Raw genomic sequence first — 20,108 nt, 5'->3', positions numbered from 1 at the left:
TCGTCGACGAGGAGGTCAGTTCCGGCGCCGCGGGTGGAACACCCAGCCGCGCAGCAGGACGAACCGGAGGACGGTCGCGGCGAGGTTGGCCAGCACCAGAACGGTCAGTTCGAGTGCGAGTCCTGGCGCCGTGAGGCTGTTGACCAGTGCGAGCGATCCGCTGGTGAGGACCAGCCCGAGCCCGAACACGATCAGGCCCTCGAACTGGTGCCGCCCGGCGCCCTGGGCGCCCCGGACGCCGAAGGTGAACCGGCGGTTGGCGGCGGTGTTGGCCACCGCCGTGACGCCCAGCGCGAGACAGTTCGCGAGCTGGGCGCCCATTCCCAGGCGCAACACCAGGAACAGCAGGAGGTAGGCGAGCGTACTGCCGACGCCGATCGCGGCGAACCGCACCAGCTGCGTGGCCAGTTTCGGTGGCACGCCGGGCGCCGAGACGCCGATCGGGTGACGGCCCAGCTGGGCGCGCAGCTCACTGATCGGCAACGTGCCCTTGCCGAAGGCGCGCAGCATCCGGGCGACGCCCTTGAGATCGGCGGTCGCGGTCTTCACGATGTCGACCGACGAGTCCGGGTCATCCACCCAGTCCACCGGGACCTCGTGGATGCGCAGGCCCGCTCGTTCGGCGAGCACGAGCAGTTCGGTGTCGAAGAACCAGCCGGTGTCCTCGACGAGCGGCAGCAGCTGCCTGGCCACGTCCGAGCGGATCGCCTTGAACCCGCACTGCGCGTCGGAGAACTTCGCGGCGAGCGCGCCACGCAGGATCAGGTTGTAGCAGCGGGAGATGAACTCGCGCTTCGGCCCGCGCACCACACGGGCACCGCGCGCCAGCCGCGAGCCGATCGCGACGTCCGAGTGCCCGGAGATCAGCGGAGCCACCAGCGGTGCCAGTGCGGCGAGGTCGGTCGACAGGTCGACGTCCAGATAGGCCACGACGGGAGCGTCGGAGGCGGACCACACCGCGTTCAGCGCTCGCCCACGGCCCTTGAGGTCCAGGTGGTGCACCTCGACCTCGGCGAACTCACGCGCGAGCCGCTCGGCGATGGGCAGGGTGGCGTCGGTGCTCGCGTTGTCGGCGACGGTGATCCGGAAGCGGTAGGGCAGCGTCGAGGCGAGGTGCGCGTGCAGCCCGCGGATGCACGGCTCCAGGTCGGTTTCCTCGTTGTAGACCGGGATGACGACATCGAGCACCGGGGTGGTGGTCCGGGTGTCGATGCGGGTGGTGCCGGGGCCCGCCGCGGGAAGCGTGACTGTCATGCCCCCACGGTTCCGCCGCGCGCTGGGGCGTCCTTGTGCCCGGACTGTGTGGGGACTATGAGCTTTCGCGACCCCCAAAGAGATGTTTGACTGGCTGGACAGCGACGCCGCAGACTCGCCGACGTGACCAACGACGAACGGCTCCTCGGCTTCCGCGCGGTCGCGCATCCGCTGCGGTTGCGCATCCTCTCGCTGCTGACCGGTGCCTCCATGAGCGCCGCGGAGGTGGGCCGGGAGCTGGGGGAGAGCCAGGCCAACGTCAGCTACCACCTGCGGCGGTTGCACGCGGCGGGCCTGTTGCGCATCGCGGAAGAGGTGTCGATTCGCGGCGGCCGCGCGAAGCGGTACCGGCACGATCCGGCCAGCGGCGAGCGGCTTGTCTCCGGGCAGGAGGACCACGTCGCGATGGCGGCTGCCCTCGGTGAGGAGCTTCGCAGGCGGACCGAGTTGCGCAGCCCGCGAGGCCGGAGCACCGTGACCGACGCCGAAGTCTGGGTGGAGCCGCGCGTCTGGCAAGCGGCTATGCACCACGCGCGTCAGGTGAGCGAGTTGCTCCACGCGTCTGCGAAGCCTCCGCGGACGCCGGGAACGGTACGGGTCAGTGCGACGGTGTCGCTGTTCCCCATGGACCCACGGCGATGAGCGCCGGACTCCGGGATCCCTTGCGGTACCGGCAGTTCCGGGGCCTCGCGGCGGGCAGGTTCGCGAGCTACCTGGGTAACGCCGTGGCGCCGGTGGCCCTCGCGTTCGCCGTGCTGGATCTCACCGGGTCGGTGGTCGACGTCGGTGTCGTGGTGGGCGCGCGGTCGGTCGCGATGGTGGTGCTTCTGTTGTGCGGCGGGGTTCTCGCCGACCGGCTGCCCCGGCCAGTGATCCTCCAGGGGACGGCTGCGGTCGCCGCGCTCAGCCAGGTCGCCATCGCCGCGTCCGTCCTCACCGGGGCAGCCTCGGTGCCTTTGCTGGTCGGGCTGAACGTCGTCAACGGCGCGGTCGCGGCGGCCGCGCTGCCCGCCGCGCTGGCCCTCACTTCGCAGACCGTCTCGGCGGAACTGCTCCGCCCGGCAAACGCGGTGGCCAGGATGGCGCAGAACACCGCGACGATCACCGGCGCGCCGCTCGGTGGGTTGCTCGCCGCCACGGCCGGTCCGGGGTGGGCGCTCGCGGCGGCCGGGGTCGCCTTCATGCTCGCCGCCGGGTGCTATCGCCGTATCGGTCCGGCGGGTCCGCGACCGGTGCCGGGGCGGCCGCCGGCGGACCTGCGCGAAGGCTGGCGGGAGTTCACCAGCCGGTCGTGGGTGTGGGTCGTGGTCCTGCAGTTCATGGTGGTCAACGCGGTGTTCGCCGGATGCGTCCAGGTCCTCGGCCCGGGGATCGCCGACGCCACGATCGGCCGCACCGCCTGGGGTTTCGTCCTGGGGGCGGAGACCGTGGGCGCCCTGGCAGGTGGCGTGCTCGCCGCCCGGGGGCGGTCACGGCACGCCCTGTTCGTCGGCGTCGCCGCGACCGCCCTGCTGGCGGTGCCGATGGCCGTCATGGCAGCGGCACCCGCGGTGGTGCCGCTGCTCGTCGCGATGGTGCTGGCCGGTTTCGGGATCGAGCAGTTCGCCGTTGCCTGGGATGTTTCGTTGCAGCACCATATTCCCGAGGACCAGCTGGCGAAGGTGTACTCGTTCGACGCGCTCGGCTCCCTGGTCGCCGTGCCCGTGGGCGAGATGGTGGTGGGCCCGGCCTCGGCAATCGGCGTGCGGGCCACCCTGTTCACCGGCGCCGCGCTCGTGAGCCTGGCCACCGCGGCCGCTCTGTGTGACCGCGGCGTCCGGGCACTGTCGTCCGCCTAGGAAGTCAGGTCGTACACCGTGACACCGTCCACTGTGGTCGAGGTGTAATTGGACGCGACCCACTCGGCGATCTCCTCGGCCGCGTCGCTTCCGCCGGTGCTGTTGATTTGCGTGGGTTCGCCGATGAAGTAGTGGATCCGCCCCGCGGCCACGTACGCCCGGAACTCCTCCAGCGTGGGGGAGGGGTCGGTGCCGTTGAACCCGCCCACGGCCATCACCGGGAAACCGGCGGCCAGCTGGTAACTCGCGGCGGGGTTGGAACCGACCGTGGCCGCGACCCACGTGTAGTTCCCGGCGTCGGCTTGCAGCAGTGCGGTCATCTCGGCGCTGGGGGTGGTCGTGGTGAGCAGGCTGCCGATGCCGCCGCGCATCCCGCCCTGACCGCCACTGGGCGGACCGCCCGGCCCGCCGAAACCGCCGAACCCGCCGCTGCTCGGTCCGGCCGACGGGATCGCGCCGGAGTGCGGGGTGGTCGCGGTCGCCACGGTGTAGGCGCCGGATCCGGCGAGTGTGGCGAGCAGGGCCAGCACGGCCACACCGCGCCCGCCCGCCCGCGGCAGCCGGTCGGACACCAAAACCATCACCGCGGCGGCCGGCCCGAGCACCAGCACCACGTACTTCAGCCAGGGCAGCCACGTGGATTCCCGCTCCAGCAACAGGTACGCGGTCAGCGTGGTCAGCACGACACCACTGGACAACAGCCCGGACGCGATCGGATGCGTGCGCGCGTGCCACAACCCCACCACGCCGGTGCCGACGAGCGCGGCGACCGCCGGGGCCAGCGCCACCGTGTAGTACGGGTGGATGATTCCGCTCATGAAGCTGAACACGCCACCGGTCACGATCAGCCAGCCACCCCAGACGATCGTGGCGGCGCGCGTGCGATCGGTGCGCGGCGCGCGCCAGGTCAGCCAGACCAGCGCGCCGATCGCGAGGGCGGCGGCGGGCAGTAGCCACGCGATGCCGCCCGCCATCTCGCTGCCGAACAGCCGGGCCCAGCTGCCGCTGCTCTGCGCGCCGCCGAGGCTGCCGACCTCGTCGCCGGTGATGCGGCCGACGCCGTTGTAGCCCAGGGTCAGTTCGAGGATGCTGTCGTGCTGCGAGCCGCCGATGAACGGCCGCGAATCCGCCGGCCACAACTCGACCACCGCGAGGTACCAGCCCGCCGAGACGACCGTCGCGCCCAGCGCGCCGAGCAGGTGCAGCAAGCGCTTGCGCAGCGAGGTCGGCGCCGCGATCAGGTAGACGATGCCGAACGCGGGCAGCACCAGGAACGCCTGCAGCATCTTCGCCAGGAACCCGAATCCGACCGCGACCCCCGCCAGCGCCAGCCACTTCGGGCTCGCCTTCTCCAGCGACCGCACCACGCCGTACGCGCCCAGTACGAGCAGCAGGACCAGCAGCGCGTCCGGGTTGTTGAACCGGAACATCAGCGCGGCCACCGGGGTCAGTGCGAGCACGCCACCCGCGAGCAGCCCGGCGGTGGGGCCGGACACCCGGCGCACGGTCGCGAACAGCGCCCACACCGACCCGACGCCCATCAGCGCCTGCGGCACCAGCACGCTCCATGAGCTGAGCCCGAACAGCCGCACCGACAGGCCCATCACCCACAGCGCGGCGGGTGTCTTGTCGACGGTGATCGCGTTCGCCGCGTCACTGGACCCGAAGAACCACGCCGTCCAGCTGTCACCACCGGCCTGCGCCGCCGCGGAGTAGAACGCGTTGGCCCAGCCGGAAGCGCTCAGCCCCCACAGGTAGAGCACCGCGGTGGCGATCAGCAGACCGCCCAGCGCCGGTCGCACCCATCCGGGGCGGCGCGGACTGGCGGGTGGTTCGGGGGTCGAGGGCGCGGAGCCGCGCTCGGCGAGGGCCGTCATAGGTTCACTTTCACCGGCCGAACTTGGCCGTGGTTGTGCCGTTCCTGTGCGAAAGCTGTGTGCGGCAGCCGCACCTCGAACTCGGTGCGGCCGGGCCTCGAACGCACGTCGACCGTGCCGCGGTGCGCCGCCACGACGGCGGCGGCGATCGCCATGCCGAGACCGGTGCTGCCTGCCGCGCGGGAACGCGAGGAGTCGCCGCGGGCGAAGCGTTCGAAGACGTGCGGCAGCAGGTCGGGCGCGATGCCGGGCCCGTTGTCGGTGACGGTGACCACGGCACTGCCGTCCGCGGACACGGCCAGCCGGGTCGTCACGGCCGTGCCCGGCGGGGTGTGCGTGCGGCCGTTGGCGAGCAGATTGGCCAGAACCTGGTGCAGGCGCTGGGCGTCGCCACGCACGACGACCGGGTCCGGCGGCAGTTCGAGCCGCCACCGATGCCGCCCGCCGCTGATGCGCGCGTCGCTGACCGCGTCGGCGACCAGCCGGGTCAGGTCGACCTCGGCGACCTCCAGCGGGCGGCCCGCGTCGAGGCGGGCGAGCAGCAGCAGGTCGTCGACCAGCGTGGTCATCCGGTCCGCTTCGGACTCGACGCGGCTCATCGCGTTCGAGATGTCCGGCGGCACCCGCCCGTTGCTGCGCCGGGTCAGCTCGGCGTACCCGCGGATCGCGGCCAGCGGTGTGCGCAGCTCGTGACTGGCGTCGGCGACGAACTGACGCACCCGCATCTCACTGTTCGCGCGCGCGTCGAGGGCGTTGTCGATGTGCACCAGCATCCGGTTCAGCGCGTGGCCGACCTGGCCGACTTCGCTCGTGGGGTCGGTGTCGGTGACCGGCACGCGCACGGACAGGGCCACGTCGCCGCGTTCCAGCGGCAGCTCGGTGACCTTCGACGCGGCGGCGGCGACCCGGTCGAGCGGACGCAACGTGCGGCGCACGACGAACGCGCCGACGAAACCCGCGCCCAGCACGGCGACCGCGGCGACCGCGGCCAGAATGACCCCGACGGTCAGCAAAGTGTCCTCGGCCTGGTCCATCGGCAGGCCGAGGAGCAGCACCGACCCCTGGGCCGGCGTCGCGATCACGCGGTAGTCGCCGCCGGACAGGGCGAGCGTGTGGGCCTGGCCGTCGACCGGGACGGTGAGCAGGGCCGCGGCGTCGGCGGCGTCGAGCGCCCGTGCTTCGTTCTCCGGCGAACCCTGGACCGGCGCGAGTGTGGCCGCTTCGCGGATCTGGCCACCGGACAGCCGCGCGTAGAGCGTGCCGGTCGCGGTGCCCGGGATGTGCAGCGGATCGCCACCGGCCGGATCGTCGAAGTGCCGGGTCCGTTCGACCGCGTCCCGCACCTGCGCGTCGACCTGCTCGGTGAGGAACCTGCTGAGCGCGAACTCGCTGATCACGCCGACCACCAGGCAGACCACGGCGAGCAGCGTGACGAGCGCCGCGATCAGCTTCGTCCGCAGCGGCCGGACGCGCCGCGGTCGCGTCCCGGCCCGCGAGCGGGCAGGGTGGGGCAGGTTCACGCCCCGACTTTCCGTCGGGTTCGTGTGGGGTCGTTGTGTGGTTCCTGTGCGGAAGCTGTGTCTGTCCGGGACACAGAAATCCGCTATCCGTCCCACAGTCCCCGCACAGCGGCGCGGCCGAAGCTGGTCCTCGACGCACCAGTGAGAGGAAGCGACGATGACCGAACAGCAGCCCGCATCGCAGGCCCGGGAATGGGGCGCCCAGCAGCCACCGTCGAAGTGGTCGGCGCGCAAGACCGTCGCGGCCGCCGCGATCGCGGTCGGCGTCGCCGGCGCGGGCGGCGTGGCGATCTACGCGGCAGGCGGCTCCACCGACGCGTCGGCGACGCAGGGCGGACCGGGCGGCGGTATCCAGATGCCGGGCGGGCCCGGCGGCTCGCAGGCCGCGCTGTCCAGCGCGCTGCACGGCGAGTACGTGGTCTCCGACGGCAAGGGCGGCTACACGACCGAGGCGATGCAGATCGGCACGGTCACCGGGATCAGCTCGACCTCGCTGACCGCCCACAGCGACGACGGCTACACCAGGACCTACACGATCGACAGCGACACCGCGGCCGGGAACGACGCCGACCTCAGCAGCATCGCCACCGGCGACACCGTCACGGTCGTCGCTTCGGTGTCCGGGCAAACGGCCACCGCCGACACCGTCACGGAGGGCAGCGACCAGTCCGGCGGGCAGCAGGGCCGGCAGGGCACGATGCCGCGGCGCGAGGACGGCACCGCCGATCCGGGCCAGAACTGACGTGGAGATCCGGGCGGCCCAGGGGAGTCAACGCCGGCCGCGGTGGAAGTGCTCCACGTGCACGGCGCCGTCGGGGACATCGTGCTCCGCCAGTGCTTCGCGGACCGGCTCGGCGACCTCGGGCGGCGCGCACAGCAGCCACTCGTCCACTTTGGACGGGTGTAGTCGTGACTCCAGCAGTGACCGGATCCGCCCGGTGTCCAGCCCGCCAGGCAGGTAGCGCTCGTAGGAGATGGCCAGCGCCTGGCCGATGCTGTCGAACGGCTTCGCGCCGCGGGCGTGCCGCAGCGACGGGTCGCGTTCGTCGGTCCGGTAGTGCATCACCCGCAGGCGTCCCTCGAAGCGGCGCGTGTACTCGGACAGGTCGTCGGCGAACAGGGTGTCGTCACCGGATCGGTTGACGTAGAGCAGGGTCACGCGGGTGCGGGGCGAGGTCGCCAGCGCGTGCACCACGACCGGCAGTACCGGGACGATCCCGGACCCGGCGGCGACGGCCACGACGTGCCGGGCCTCGCGGGCCGCGGCAGGCAACCCGAACCGCCCCGACGGCGGGCGCGCCAGCACCCGGTCACCCAGCCGCAGGCCCAGCGCGTACTCGGAGAACCGTCCGCCCGGCACCCGCTTGATCGCCACGCGCAGCTCCGGCTCGTCCTGACTCGCGCAGATCGCGTAGCTGCGCTCCACCTGCTCGCCTTGGACCAGCGCGCGCAGCACCAGGTGCTGGCCCGGCTCGAACCGGAACACCTGCCGCAGTTCCGCGGGCACGGCCAGGTTCACCGCGACGGCCTCGCCGGTCAGCCACCGCACGCCGGTCACGGTCAGCGGGTGGAACTCCGACGGCGCTTCCGCGGCCACGGCCGACCGCGACGAAACGCGCGGTGCCGGCACCGCGGCGAAGCGGTAGAACGGCTGGCCGGGCCGCGCGGCGTGTACCTGGTGGTAGCCGCTCGCGCGCCGCCTCGGCAGCCAGTCGTGGCACCACGACACCAGCACGAGCGCCAGCCGCTGCGGAAGCAGGTACACGACGGTCAGCTCCCACCCGTGGCCCGTCCCGGCCACGGCGGCCAGCACACACGGCAGGAACACCAGCACCGCGAGCATCTCAGCGCTCTCCGCGGTCGGCCTGCCCGGTGTGCTGAGGTAACGCCACGCGTGCCAGAGGTCGACGGTGGCCCAGCGCAGCGGCAGCGTCCACGACGGCCCGCGCGTGTTCCACGGCGTCAGGTGCTCCGGCGATCCGGAGCGGTGCTGCGTCAGGTGCACGTATCGGGCGGCGGGAAAGCCGCCGAAGGGCGACACGAACGGCACCGTCAGCCGCCCCAGGGCGCCGTTCAGCCAGGTCACGCTGCCCGCGGCGTGGTGTGCGGCCTCGTGCAGCACGGTGAACAGGCCGAACACGGCCAGCGTGTGCAGCGGGACGGTCGACCAGGCGGGCAGGTGCCAGACGAGGGAGAGCCAGGTCGCCCACGCCCACAGCGCGAGCGCGCCGCCGAACAACGCCACCGTCGGCGCGACCACGGCCGGCAGTCGCGTCCGGGGCTTCGCCAGACCCTGCGAAAGGCCCTGGACCTGGGCATCGGCTGTCACGGACCGGGCTCCTGGGGACGGCGGAACTGGCGGATCACGACCGTAGACAAACCGCGTCCAAATGTAAACGGAGTGTACGGGCCGCGATCCGTTCCCGGCCCAAGCAGGCCCCGGCCTGTCGTGTCAAGTCGCTGGCCTAGACTCGGCCTTTGGGCACCGCCGTGCCCGCAGTCGGCTACCACCCGAAAACCAGGTTTTCACGGCTCGAGGAGAACACGTTGAAGAGCACCGTCGAGCAGCTCAGCCCGACGCGAGTCAAGATCAATGTCGAGGTGCCGTTCGACGAACTCAAACCGAACTTCGACCGCGCCTACTCCAAGATCGCCCAGCAGGTCCGCATTCCGGGCTTCCGCCCCGGCAAGGTGCCCGCTCGCGTCCTGGAGAGCCGGATCGGCCGCGCGCCGGTGCTCGATGAGGTCGTCAACGAGGCCATCCCGGCGAAGTACCTGGAGGCGGTACGGGCGGGCGAGGTGCGCACCCTCGGCCAGCCCGACTTCGAGGTGACCAAGCTCGAGGACCGTGAGGTACTGGAGTTCACGGCCGAGGTGGACATCCGCCCCGAGATCACCCTCCCCGACTTCGACGGCCTGTCGGTCAGCGTCGACGACGTCGAGGTGACCGACGAAGAGGTCGAGCAGGAGCTGGACCAGCTCCGCGCCCGCTTCGGCACCCTCAAGGCCGCCGAGCGCCCCGCCCAGGACGGCGACTTCGTGTCGATCGACCTGTCGGCGACGGTCGACGGCCAGGAGGTCGAGGAGGCCGCGACCAGCGGCCTGTCCTACGAGATCGGCTCCGGCCAGCTCGTGGACGGCATCGACGAGGCCATCATCGGCGCGAACGAGGGCGAGACGAAGACCTTCACCACCCAGCTGGTGGCGGGTGAGCACGCCGGCCGCGACGCCGAGGTGTCGGTGACGGTGCAGAGCGTCAAGGAGCGCGAGCTGCCCGAGGCCGACGACGAGTTCGCCCAGCTGGCGAGCGAGTTCGACACCATCGACGAGCTCAAGGCCGATCTGCGCGAGCGCCTGGGCAAGATGAAGAAGGTCCAGCAGGGCGTGCAGGCCAGGGACAAGATCCTGGACGACCTGCTGGAGTCGGTCGACGTCCCGTTGCCGGAGAAGGTCGTCGAGGCCGAGGTCGAGAACCGCAAGCACGACGCGGTGCACGACCTGGACCACAACGAGGAAGCGCTGGCCAAGGTGCTGGAGTCCGAGGGCAGGACCCTCGAGGAGTTCCACGCCGAGTTGCAGACCGACGCCGAGAAGGCGGTGCGCACCCAGCTGCTGCTGGACAGCATCGCCGACGCGGAGGAGGTCCAGGTCGGCGACGCCGAGCTGACCGAGCGGATCATCTACCAGGCCCAGCGCTTCGGTGTCAGCCCGGACGAGTACGTCCAGCGCGCCCAGCAGTCGGGCCAGCTGTCCGCGATCTTCGCCGACGTGCGCCGCGGCAAGGCGCTGGCCTCGATCGTGCGCAGGGCGACGGTCACCGACGGCTCCGGCGCCGAGATCGACCTGAGCGAGCTCTTCGGCGCGGACGAGGAGGAGGCCCCCGGGGCCACCGCTGAGACCGAGGTCACCGAGGAGGCCGCAGCCGCTTCCGAGAAATAAAGCTGTCAGCGAACTTGGGCGGTACCGGGCATGCCGGGCCGCCCGAGTTCGTTAGGGTCGATGACAAGATCTCAGCATCTTCGACAGTGCACAGTGGATCTCCCCTCGGGAGCCCCACAGCGGTGAAAAGGCAGGCAGACGTGACGCAGCACAAGGCAGAGGCACGCAGCTCGACCGCGGGCCTCAATCTGACCGACTCGGTGTACGAGCGGCTGCTCCAGGAGCGCATCGTCGTCCTCGGCTCCGAGGTGAACGACGACGTGGCGAACCGGATCACCGCGCAGCTCCTGCTGCTGTCCGCGGAGGACTCCGAGTCCGACATCCGGTTCTACATCAACTCGCCGGGCGGTTCGGTCACCGCCGGGTTCGCCATCTACGACACGATGCAGCTCATCGAGCCGGACGTGGCGACCTACGCGATGGGCCTGGCCGCCTCGATGGGACAGTTCCTGCTGTCCTCCGGCGCGCCCGGCAAGCGCTACTCGCTCCCGCACGCGCGCATCCTCATGCACCAGCCCTCGGCCGGTGTCGGTGGTACCGCCTCCGACATCGCGATCCAGGCCGAGGTCTTCGGCAAGTGGAAGCAGGAGCTGGCGCGCATCACCGCCGAGCAGACCGGCCAGTCGATGGAGCAGATCATCCGGGACGGCGACCGGGACCGCTGGTTCACCGCCGAGGAGGCGCGGGAGTACGGCTTCGTCGACCACGTCCTCACCAGGGAGAACCAGCTCCCGTCCAGCAACGGCAGCCGCTGACCGGGCCTGACGAGGAGAAAGCTCTCATGAACAACTTCCAGCTTCCGCAGTCCCGGTACATCCTGCCGTCGTACGTGGAGCACACCAGCTACGGCCACAAGGAGTCGAACCCGTACAACAAGCTGTACGAGGAGCGGGTCATCTTCCTGGGCGTGCAGGTGGACGACGCGTCGGCCAACGACGTGATGGCCCAGCTGCTGCACCTCGAGCACGAGGACCCGGACCGCGACATCACGATCTACATCAACTCGCCGGGTGGCTCGTTCACCTCGCTGATGGCGATCTACGACACCATGCAGTTCGTGCGCCCGGACATCCAGACCGTCGCGCTCGGCCAGGCCGCCTCCGCGGCCGCGGTCCTGCTGGCGGCCGGCACCAAGGGCAAGCGGCTCGCGCTGCCCAACGCCAGGGTGCTGATCCACCAGCCGGCCACCGAGGGCACCTACGGGCAGGTCTCGGACCTGGAGATCCAGGCCAACGAGATCCAGCGGGTCCGCCGCCTGATGGAGACCACGCTGGCCAAGCACACGACCAAGAGCCCCGAAGAGGTCCGCGCGGACATCGAACGCGACAAGATCCTCACGGCCGAGCAGGCCAAGGAGTACGGCATCATCGACGAGGTGCTGCCGTACCGCAAGGCGTCGCAGAACGGCTGAGTCCCGGCCCCGGGACTCCTGCCCGGGGCCAGTGCGTGTCGTCCGCGGTGCGCGCTGGCCCCCGGTTTAGGGTCTCGGGGCGCCCGGTGCCCGCTGGTCCTCCCGCGCGGCGCTCCGGGCGGGTACCGTCTAGGGACAGCGGCCATCATTTCCCGCTGGCCCGGTGGCGAGGGCAGGAACACGACCAGGTGTGCCGGCAGGCGTACCGGAGGGGAACAGGTCAACGGTCATGGCACGGATCGGCGACGGCGGGGACCTGCTGAAGTGTTCTTTCTGCGGGAAGAGCCAGAAACAGGTGAAGAAGCTCATCGCCGGCCCCGGGGTCTACATCTGCGATGAGTGCATCGAGCTGTGCAACGAGATCATCGAGGAGGAGCTGGCCGAGGCCGGCGACGTCAAGCTCGACGAGCTGCCCAAGCCGCTCGACATCCACGAGTTCCTCGACCAGTACATCATCGGCCAGTCCGACGCGAAGCGTTCGCTCGCCGTGGCGGTGTACAACCACTACAAGCGCATCCAGTCCGAGGACAAGACCGGTCCCAAGGAAGCGAAGGACGAGCCGGTCGAGCTCGCCAAGTCGAACATCCTGCTGCTCGGGCCCACCGGCTGCGGCAAGACCTACCTCGCGCAGACCCTGGCCAAGATGCTCAACGTCCCGTTCGCGATCGCGGACGCCACGGCGCTGACCGAGGCCGGGTACGTCGGTGAGGACGTCGAGAACATCCTGCTCAAGCTGATCCAGGCCGCCGACTACGACGTCAAGCGCGCCGAGACGGGCATCATCTACATCGACGAGGTCGACAAGATCGCCCGCAAGTCGGAGAACCCGTCGATCACGCGTGACGTGTCCGGCGAGGGCGTGCAGCAGGCGCTGCTGAAGATCCTGGAGGGCACGACGGCCTCGGTGCCGCCGCAGGGCGGGCGGAAGCACCCGCACCAGGAGTTCATCCAGATCGACACCACGAACGTGTTGTTCATCGTGGCCGGCGCGTTCGCGGGCCTGGAGAAGATCATCAACGAGCGGGTCGGCAAGCGCGGCCTCGGTTTCGGCGCCGAGATCCGCACGAAGGCCGAGATCGAAGAGAGCGACGTCTTCTCCGACACCATGCCCGAGGACCTGATCAAGTTCGGGCTGATCCCGGAGTTCATCGGCCGTCTGCCGGTGGTGGCGAACGTGACGCACCTGGACAAGCACTCGCTGGTCCGGATCCTCACCGAGCCGCGCAACGCGTTGGTGAAGCAGTACAAGAAGCTCTTCGAGATGGACAACGTCGAGCTGGAGTTCACCAAGACCGCGCTCGAGGCCATCGCCGACCAGGCGGTCCTGCGTGGCACCGGCGCCCGCGGCCTGCGCGCGATCATGGAAGAGGTCCTGCAGCCGGTGATGTACGACATCCCGAGCCGCTCGGACGTCGCCAAGGTCGTCATCACCGAACAGACCGTCCGCGAGAACGTCAATCCCACGATCGTGTCGCGTCAGCCGTCGCGGCGCCGCAGCAGTGAACGTGGCGAGAAGACGGCCTGATCTGCGTGTAGGCCACTTCGCCGCGCTCGCTAAGCTAGTCGGATGAGCGTGGAGGGGGCTGGTCCCCGTTCGGGTGCCGGCGAGGGCACCGCTCCGGCGGCAGAGGCCGGGGACACCGTCGTTCCGGAGGGGCGGGACGACGTGCGTGGCATCAGTGACCTCACCTTCCGGATCCTCACCCCGTACCTGAGCAGCGCTGTGCTGTACAAGACCATGCTGGTGCTGCTGACGCTGATGGCGCTGGCCTGCGTAGCCGCCGCCCCCGTACGACTGTCGGTGCTGCCCCTGATCCCGCTCCCGGTGATCGGCGTGGCCTGCTACGCGCTGCACCGGATGCGCTCGGCGGGCAGCGACCACCGCCCCCTGCTGCTGTGGTCATGCCTGATGTTCGCGGGCTCGTTGCTCGGCCTGTGGCTCATTTCGGTGATGGGCCACTGGGTCAGCTGAGCCCGGCACCCGGCAACGCAAGCCGAACCAACTACCGGCCGCCCACGCGCCCAGCGGTCAGCTCGTCTGCCTACGGCGTCGGCCGGTGTCGTCCCAGGAAACCCACCATGCTGGGCACCACGGTCCGGTTGAACGAATCCCCGTGCTTTCCCCGCGCCGTGTACCCGATTTCCGGCCTGGTCGTCGCGATGAAACGTCGTGCGCCGCTGATGAACGCGTCCTCCGTCCCGCACCATACGGCTGTGGGCACGCCGGCCGTCGCGGTCGGGTTGCGCAGCGGGTCCATCGAGGCCCAGTCCGCCTCGTCGTGGAAGGCGCGCCGCTTGGCCATCTCCGTCCAGGACAGCATGAGCGCGGGCGCCAGCAGCGCGAGCGCGCTCACGGGTTGACGGCGCTCGGCTCGGCGCCGGGCGTACAGCAGGCTGCCGAAGCCGCCCATGGACATTCCGGTGCAGGCGAACGGCAGTCCATCGGTACCGCCGAGGCCGCGCTCCCGCAGCCATTGCGGGACCTCTTCCAGCAGCATGCCCATCGGATCGTCGCCGGGGATGTTTTCGTGCCAGTAGTTGTCGCCGCCGTCCACGGCCACGAAACCGTAGGGCCGGGTCCGCTTCCGGGCGACCTGACTGGCCAGCTCGTTCAGGGATCCGGTCGGCGCCGCCGTCCGGGCCCGGCCACGCAGGCCGTGCAGCAGCAGCGACATCGGCAGGTTCCGGGGCGGCGACTTCGTCGGCAGCAGCGTCACCAGGTCGACCATGCGGTTGCGGTAGTGCGACCACACTCGCTCGACCCGTGCGGCACCGAGCTGCGTCGCCGGAGAGGAAGAAGCCACGCCGAGCACGCGCTGCACCGCCTCGCTGACCGGCAGGACACCGGTGGCCGCGCCGGCCGCGACCCCGGCGAGCCCGAGACCCGACGCGCCCGCGATCAGCACGGAACGGCGGCTGGGCCGCCTGCGCGGTGCGGTCGCTTCGTCCTCGGTCACCTGACCTCCCCGCGCCATTCAACATCAGTCCCGATAACCCTGTCGTGAGAAGTAGCGCGGGCGATACACCGAGGGGACTAATCTCGTGCCCATGCGGTTCGCGATCTCCATCCCCCAGTTCGTGGCCGACGGGACTTTCGACCCGGCCGCCTTCCGCGCCTACGTCCAGCGGGCCGAGCAACTCGGCTTCGACAGCGGCTGGACCCAGGAACAGATCATCGGCCCGTCCGCGCAGCTCGCGCCCAACGAGACCATGGCCTACGCGTTCGCCTGCACCGAGCGGCTGCGCCTGGGCTGCGCCGTGTACGTGACCCCGCTGCACAGCCCCGCCCACCTGGCGAAGAGCCTCGCCACGCTCGACCAGCTCAGCGGCGGGCGCCTGGAGATCGGCGTCGGCAGCGGTGGCAAGAACCGTCCGTTCGCGGCCTTCGGCATCGACGGGGATGCCTACCTCGCCCGCTTCACCGAGGGCCTGCGCCTGATGAAGACCCTGTGGACCGAACCGAAGACGGACTTCGACGGCCGCTTCTGGCAGCTGGAAGGCGCCTCGATGCAGCCGAAGCCGTTCCAGAAGCCGCACCCGCCGATGTGGCTGGGCGGCGGGCATCCGAACGCCCTCAAGCGCGCCGTGCGCTACGGCCAAGGCTTCTTCGGCGCTGGCTCCTCGACCACCCAGGCCTTCGCCGGGCAGGTCAAGGTGCTGCGTGAAGTGCTGGCCGAGGCCGGGCGGGACGACTTCCGCATCGCCAAGCGCGTCTACATCGCCGTGGACGACGACAGTGACACGGCCCACCGCCGCGCCTCCGAGGGCCTGGCGAGCGTCTACGGCACCCGCAAGCTGGACGCGGTCGCCGTGGCCGGGACACCCGACGAGTGCGTGGCCGGGGTGCGGGAGGTCGCGGAGGCGGGTGCGCAGATGATCCTGTTCACCCCGTTCGCCGACCAGGCCGAGCAGATGGAACGCCTGGCCGCCGAGGTCATGCCCCGGATCTGACCCTCACGCCGCGGCCGCCTCCAGCACCCGCTGGTCGCCGGTGTAGAGGTTCATGCTGCTGCCCCGCAGGAACCCGACGAGCGTCATGCCGTTCTCCTCGGCCAGCTCCACCGCGAGCGACGACGGCGCGGACACCGCGGCGAGGAACGGGATGCCCGCCATCGCGGCCTTCTGCACCAGTTCGAACGACGCGCGCCCGGACACCAGCAGCCCGCAGTCCGACAACGGCACCCGGCCCTCCAGCAGGGCCCAGCCGAGCACTTTGTCCACCGCGTTGTGCCTGCCCACGTCCTCCCGCACCGCCAGCAGCGACCCGTCCGGGTGAAACAGTCCGGCGGCGTGCAGCCCGCCGGTGCTGGCGAAGACGCGTTGCTGCGCCCGCAAGGTCTCCGGCAGCCCGGCCAGCACCTCGGTGGTCACGGCGAACGGCGACTCCCCGGGCGCGAAGCGGGTCTTGAGCTTGACCGCGTCCAGCGCCGCCTTACCGCACACGCCGCACGAAGAGGTGGTGTAGAAGTTGCGCTCCACGCCCGTCTCCGGGGGAGCGACGCCCTCGGCGAGGGTGAGGTCGAGAACGTTGTAGGTGTTGCGTCCCTGGTCGTCGACGCCGTCGCAGTAGCGCGCCGCGAACACGTCCGCGCGGGCGGAGACCACGCCCTCGGACAGCAGGAACCCGTGCGCCAGTTCGACGTCGTGCCCGGGGGTGCGCATGGTCACCGCCAGCGCCTTGCCGTCGACCCGCAACTCCAGCGGTTCTTCGGCGGCCAGCAGGTCGGCCCGCCGCCGCTGCCCCTCGCCGGTCAGCTTCCGCACCGGACGCCGTACCGTCACCCGCCCCATGGGGTCACCTTCGTTCCGCTCATCGGCGACGGTGGTTGCCGTGCCGTCAGTTATCTAGTAAGAAATTGCAGGCTCAATGACCAGCGTAGGGGAGCCTCCCGTGGCCGTCACATTCCTCGACCGTTCGCGCAGCATCGCGCCCCCGGACTGGAGCCGGTGGCTGATCCCGCCCGCCGCCCTGTCGGTGCACCTCGCGATCGGCCAAGCCTACGCGTGGAGCGTCTTCAAGCCACCGCTGGAGAAGGCGCTGGGACTGTCCGGGACCCTGAGCGCTCTGCCGTTCCAGCTCGGCATCGTCATGCTCGGCTTGTCCGCGGCCTTCGGTGGCACGCTCGTCGAACGCAACGGGCCGCGCTGGGCGATGTTCGTGTCGATGACCTGCTTCTCCACCGGATTCCTGGTGTCCGCGCTGGGTGCGTTCACCTCGCAGTACTGGCTGGTGGTGCTCGGCTACGGCCTGATCGGCGGCGTCGGGCTCGGCATCGGCTACATCTCACCGGTGTCGACGTTGATGAAGTGGTTCCCGGACCGGCCGGGCATGGCGACCGGCATCGCCATCATGGGCTTCGGTGGGGGCGCTCTGATCGCTTCGCCGTGGTCGAGCCAGATGCTGGAGTCGTTCGGGGCCACCCCGAGCGGCATCGGCACCGCGTTCGTGATCCACGGTGTGGTCTACGCGATCTTCATGTCGCTGGGGGTCTTCCTGGTCCGCGTGCCGGCCGAAGGGTGGAAGCCGAAGGGCTGGGACCCGGCGGCGGCCAAGGCGAAGTCGATGATCACCTCGGCGAACGTGTCCGCGGCCAACGCCATCAAGACGCCCCAGTTCTGGTGCCTGTGGGTCGTCCTGTGCTTCAACGTGACGGCGGGCATCGGCATCCTGGAAAAGGCGTCGCCGATGATCACCGACTTCTTCCGCGGCACGTCCGTGCCGGTCGGCGCGACCGCGGCGGCCGGGTTCGTCGCACTGCTGTCGCTGACCAACATGCTCGGCCGGTTCGTCTGGTCGTCCACTTCGGACGTGATTGGGCGGAAGAACATCTACCGCATGTACCTCGGGGTCGGCGCGCTGCTGTACCTGGTGATCGCGCTCGTCGGGAACTCGTCCAAAGTGGTCTTCATCCTCGCGGCGATGGTGATCCTCTCGTTCTACGGCGCGGGTTTCGCCACGATCCCGGCCTACCTCAAGGACCTGTTCGGCACCTACCAGGTGGGCGCCATCCACGGGCGGCTGCTCACCGCGTGGTCGGCCGCGGGCGTGCTCGGCCCGCTGATCGTCAACGCGATCGCGGACAGCCAGGAGCGGACGGGCAAGCAGGGGCCCGACCTCTACACCACCTCGTTCTACATCATGATCGCGCTGCTGGTGGTGGGTTTCGTCGCCAATGAGCTGGTGCGGCCGGTCAACGCGAAGTACCACGAGCCCGAGCGCGCCGAAACCGCGCACGAGGAGGCGAAATGAGCACGCCGGAGCAGACGCCCGCGCGCAGCCGCGTCTGGCTGATGACCCTCGCGTGGCTGTGGGTGGGCGTTCCCTTCCTCTACGGCCTCTACGAGCTGATCCTCAAGGTGATCAAGCTCTTCGGCGGCTGACCCTCAGAACAGCCCGCCGCCGGCGTGGATCGTCTGCCCGGTGACCCAGCGGCCGTCGTCGGAGGCGAGGAACGCCACGATCGCCGCGATGTCCGACGGTTCGCCCAGGCGCCCCAGCGGCGTCTGGGCCTTCGTCGCCGCGAGCCGGTCCGCGGATATGCCCGCTTCGAGTGCGTCGCTGCGGGTCGCGCCGGGCAGCACGCTGTTGGCGGTGATCCCGCGGGAGCCGAGTTCCTTGGCCGCGGCGCGCACGAGCTGCTCGGCGGCGGCCTTGCTGGCCGCGTACACACCGCTGTTCGGGCGCGCCGTGACGGTGGCGCCACTGGAGATGACCACGATCCGCCCGCCGTCTCGCAGCCGCCTCGACGCCTCCCGAAGAGCGGTGAAGGTGGCACGGGTGTTGGTGGCGAACATCAGCCCGAAGTCCTCGTCGGTCGCCTCGCCGAGCGGGGAGAAGCGGGCGGTGCCCGCGTTGCCGACGAAGACGTCGAGCCCGCCGAAGGTCTCCTCCACCGCGTCGAAGAGGCCCACGACCTGTGCCGGATCGGTGACGTCGGCCTGGATCGCCGTGGCCTGGCCGCCGTTGTTCTCGATGGCGGTGACCACCTTCGCCGCGGCGTCCGCGTCCGCGCGGTAGTTCACGACCACGCGCGCGCCGTCCGCGCCCAGCCGTTCGGCGATACCCCGCCCGATGCCCCGTGAACCGCCGGTCACCAGCGTCACCCTGTCGTTCAGCACATCTCCTCCAGATGATCGATAGTCGAGATGCTCGACTAATTGGTCGAGCATGTCAACTATGCTGTGCGACATGACGCAGGACCTCGCTTCCGCGGTCGCCACCCTCCACCGCGAGGCGGCGGTGCTCTACGCCGGGATCGCGCGTGAGTTCGAGCTGACCAGCCAGCAGACGCAGATCCTGTGCGCCCTGTCGCAGCGTCCGTCGCTCGGCGAGCTGGCGACGATCCTGGGCTGCGACAAGACGAACGTGACCGGGATGGTCGACCGTCTGGAAAAGCGTGGCCTGCTGGCGCGCGAGCCGGACGAGAAGGACCGGCGCGTCAGCCGCGTAGTGCTGACGGAGGCGGGGGAGGAGCTACGGGAGCGGATCCGGACCCGGTTCGCGGAGTGTGTGGCGGAGCGGTTCGGGGCGCTGTCGGTGGAGGAGCGGGCTTTCTGCCGGCGGCTGGCCGCCGCGGTCAGCTCCGCAGGCTCTCGATGAGCCCGCGGCTCGCGGACTGCACGTGTTCCTCCGCGAGGTCGCCGAGGCCCTCCACGCGCCCGGCGCGCAGCAGGGTCGCCAGTTCGCGGTGCTCGTCCACCACGCGGGTGCGGTAGTGCTCATGCGACAGCCGGACCCGGTGCGCCTGGAACAGGTGCACCTGTGACCGCACGGCCTCCCACGCGCTGATCAGCCGCCCGTTGCCCGCCATCGCGTAGACGCAGTCGTGGAACTCGATGTCCAGCGCCACCAACCGTGCGCCGTCCGCCCTTCCGCCCGCTTCGCGGTCCATCGCCTCGACCAGCCGGTCCAGCTCGTCGAACTGTTCCGGGCGCCCCAAGCGGGCCGCGGTCAGCGTCGCGAGCCGGTCCAAGGCGGCGCGCACCGCGTAGACCTCGGTGATGTCGGTCTCGGTCAGCTCGATGATCCGCGTTCCGCGGTGCCACTCACCGCGCACCAGCCCCTCGTGTTCCAGGATCGCCAGCCCTTCGCGCACCGAACCGCGGCTGACCTGCAGTGATGCGGCCAGCTCGACCTCCCGCAGCGCGCTGCCGGGTGCGAAGCGGCCGGTGAGGATCTCGTCGCGGATGCGGTCGGCGGCCTCCTCGGCCAGTCCGCGCCGACGGGCGGGTTGCATGTTCGAATGTTGACATTCCGACATTGGCCGGG

20 protein-coding genes are annotated in these 20,108 nt (G+C 70.5%); 12 read left to right on the top strand and 8 right to left on the bottom strand.

Translation table 11 applies throughout. The annotated features are described in order from the left end of the window. Nucleotides 1-15 precede the first annotated feature (15 nt). Nucleotides 16-1,254: a bifunctional glycosyltransferase family 2/GtrA family protein gene (locus HNR02_RS00475; protein WP_179771257.1), complete on the bottom strand. Its 1,239-nt coding sequence runs from the start codon at nt 1,252-1,254 to the stop codon at nt 16-18. Nucleotides 1,255-1,377: 123 nt separating this feature from the next. Here HNR02_RS00475 and HNR02_RS00470 point away from each other — a divergent pair, with 123 nt between their 5' ends. Next, entirely contained in the window at nt 1,378-1,896 is a 519-nt protein-coding gene (locus tag HNR02_RS00470) for an ArsR/SmtB family transcription factor (protein ID WP_179771256.1), read from the top strand. Then, nucleotides 1,893-3,092, top strand: a complete 1,200-nt coding sequence (locus tag HNR02_RS00465) for an MFS transporter (RefSeq protein ID WP_179771255.1) — start codon at nt 1,893-1,895, stop codon at nt 3,090-3,092. The genes HNR02_RS00470 and HNR02_RS00465 overlap by 4 nt, the downstream gene beginning before the upstream one ends. On the opposite strand, the gene HNR02_RS00460 is transcribed toward HNR02_RS00465, so the two are convergent. Together HNR02_RS00460 and HNR02_RS00455 are read right to left on the bottom strand one after the other, a co-directional pair. Next, the gene (locus tag HNR02_RS00460; RefSeq protein WP_179771254.1) at nt 3,089-4,969 is read right to left on the bottom strand and encodes an ArnT family glycosyltransferase; all 1,881 of its coding nucleotides are present in this window, start codon (nt 4,967-4,969) and stop codon (nt 3,089-3,091) included. The two genes, HNR02_RS00465 and HNR02_RS00460, sit on opposite strands and share 4 nt — an antisense overlap. Then, the gene (locus HNR02_RS00455; protein WP_179771253.1) at nt 4,966-6,489 is read right to left on the bottom strand and encodes a sensor histidine kinase; all 1,524 of its coding nucleotides are present in this window, start codon (nt 6,487-6,489) and stop codon (nt 4,966-4,968) included. The genes HNR02_RS00460 and HNR02_RS00455 overlap by 4 nt, the downstream gene beginning before the upstream one ends. Before the next feature lie 157 nt (nt 6,490-6,646). Between HNR02_RS00455 and HNR02_RS00450 the strand changes: the two genes are divergently transcribed. Continuing rightward, the gene (locus tag HNR02_RS00450; RefSeq protein WP_179771252.1) at nt 6,647-7,231 is read left to right on the top strand and encodes a hypothetical protein; all 585 of its coding nucleotides are present in this window, start codon (nt 6,647-6,649) and stop codon (nt 7,229-7,231) included. A 27-nt stretch (nt 7,232-7,258) separates the two neighbouring features. Here the strand turns inward: HNR02_RS00450 and HNR02_RS00445 are convergent, their stop codons facing one another. Continuing rightward, entirely contained in the window at nt 7,259-8,818 is a 1,560-nt protein-coding gene (locus tag HNR02_RS00445; RefSeq protein ID WP_179771251.1) for an FAD-binding oxidoreductase, read from the bottom strand. Nucleotides 8,819-9,036: 218 nt separating this feature from the next. Here HNR02_RS00445 and tig point away from each other — a divergent pair, with 218 nt between their 5' ends. The 5 genes from tig (at nt 9,037) to HNR02_RS00420 (ending at nt 13,811) form a co-directional block, all read left to right on the top strand. Further along, nucleotides 9,037-10,428 carry a trigger factor gene (tig, locus tag HNR02_RS00440; protein WP_179771250.1) on the top strand — a complete coding sequence of 464 codons (1,392 nt, stop codon included), beginning with the start codon at nt 9,037-9,039 and terminating at the stop codon, nt 10,426-10,428. 140 nt (nt 10,429-10,568) lie between these two features. Continuing rightward, complete coding sequence (locus HNR02_RS00435) at nt 10,569-11,183, top strand: ATP-dependent Clp protease proteolytic subunit (RefSeq protein WP_179771249.1); 615 nt, start codon at nt 10,569-10,571, stop codon at nt 11,181-11,183. A gap of 26 nt (nt 11,184-11,209) precedes the next feature. Next, complete coding sequence (locus tag HNR02_RS00430; RefSeq protein ID WP_179771248.1) at nt 11,210-11,839, top strand: ATP-dependent Clp protease proteolytic subunit; 630 nt, start codon at nt 11,210-11,212, stop codon at nt 11,837-11,839. A 229-nt stretch (nt 11,840-12,068) separates the two neighbouring features. Beyond that, on the top strand, nt 12,069-13,364 hold the full coding sequence (gene clpX, locus HNR02_RS00425; protein WP_179771247.1) for an ATP-dependent Clp protease ATP-binding subunit ClpX: 1,296 nt from the start codon (nt 12,069-12,071) through the stop codon (nt 13,362-13,364). Nucleotides 13,365-13,406: 42 nt separating this feature from the next. Next, complete coding sequence (locus HNR02_RS00420) at nt 13,407-13,811, top strand: hypothetical protein (protein WP_179771246.1); 405 nt, start codon at nt 13,407-13,409, stop codon at nt 13,809-13,811. A 70-nt stretch (nt 13,812-13,881) separates the two neighbouring features. Here the strand turns inward: HNR02_RS00420 and HNR02_RS00415 are convergent, their stop codons facing one another. Continuing rightward, a complete protein-coding gene (locus HNR02_RS00415; protein WP_179771245.1) occupies nt 13,882-14,814 on the bottom strand; it encodes an alpha/beta hydrolase in 933 nt (310 codons plus the stop codon). Nucleotides 14,815-14,887: 73 nt separating this feature from the next. Here HNR02_RS00415 and HNR02_RS00410 point away from each other — a divergent pair, with 73 nt between their 5' ends. Continuing rightward, nucleotides 14,888-15,790 carry an LLM class flavin-dependent oxidoreductase gene (locus tag HNR02_RS00410; protein WP_179771244.1) on the top strand — a complete coding sequence of 301 codons (903 nt, stop codon included), beginning with the start codon at nt 14,888-14,890 and terminating at the stop codon, nt 15,788-15,790. Between the two features lie 3 nt (nt 15,791-15,793). On the opposite strand, the gene fdhD is transcribed toward HNR02_RS00410, so the two are convergent. Next, nucleotides 15,794-16,630 (bottom strand): formate dehydrogenase accessory sulfurtransferase FdhD, encoded by an 837-nt coding sequence (gene fdhD / locus HNR02_RS00405; RefSeq protein WP_179771243.1) that lies wholly within the window; start codon nt 16,628-16,630, stop codon nt 15,794-15,796. Between the two features lie 100 nt (nt 16,631-16,730). On the opposite strand from fdhD, the gene HNR02_RS00400 reads away from it, so the two are divergent. Then, the gene (locus HNR02_RS00400; RefSeq protein WP_179771242.1) at nt 16,731-18,089 is read left to right on the top strand and encodes an L-lactate MFS transporter; all 1,359 of its coding nucleotides are present in this window, start codon (nt 16,731-16,733) and stop codon (nt 18,087-18,089) included. Continuing rightward, nucleotides 18,086-18,220, top strand: a complete 135-nt coding sequence (locus HNR02_RS35990) for an MFS transporter small subunit (protein WP_281377175.1) — start codon at nt 18,086-18,088, stop codon at nt 18,218-18,220. Before HNR02_RS00400 ends, HNR02_RS35990 begins: the two co-directional genes overlap by 4 nt. 3 nt (nt 18,221-18,223) lie before the next feature. On the opposite strand, the gene HNR02_RS00395 is transcribed toward HNR02_RS35990, so the two are convergent. Next, nucleotides 18,224-18,958 (bottom strand): SDR family oxidoreductase, encoded by a 735-nt coding sequence (locus HNR02_RS00395; RefSeq protein WP_312860858.1) that lies wholly within the window; start codon nt 18,956-18,958, stop codon nt 18,224-18,226. Nucleotides 18,959-19,028: 70 nt separating this feature from the next. Here HNR02_RS00395 and HNR02_RS00390 point away from each other — a divergent pair, with 70 nt between their 5' ends. After that, on the top strand, nt 19,029-19,439 hold the full coding sequence (locus HNR02_RS00390; protein ID WP_179771240.1) for a MarR family winged helix-turn-helix transcriptional regulator: 411 nt from the start codon (nt 19,029-19,031) through the stop codon (nt 19,437-19,439). Here HNR02_RS00390 and HNR02_RS00385 read toward each other — a convergent pair. Continuing rightward, nucleotides 19,417-20,076 (bottom strand): GntR family transcriptional regulator, encoded by a 660-nt coding sequence (locus HNR02_RS00385; protein WP_179771239.1) that lies wholly within the window; start codon nt 20,074-20,076, stop codon nt 19,417-19,419. The two genes, HNR02_RS00390 and HNR02_RS00385, sit on opposite strands and share 23 nt — an antisense overlap. Nucleotides 20,077-20,108 lie beyond the last annotated feature (32 nt).

Origin of the sequence: Amycolatopsis endophytica (assembly GCF_013410405.1) — a bacterium.
Classification (GTDB): domain Bacteria; phylum Actinomycetota; class Actinomycetes; order Mycobacteriales; family Pseudonocardiaceae; genus Amycolatopsis_E; species Amycolatopsis_E endophytica.
The sequence above is the reverse complement of the archived record's forward strand: the minus strand, read 5'-3'. Positions and strand labels throughout refer to the sequence as shown.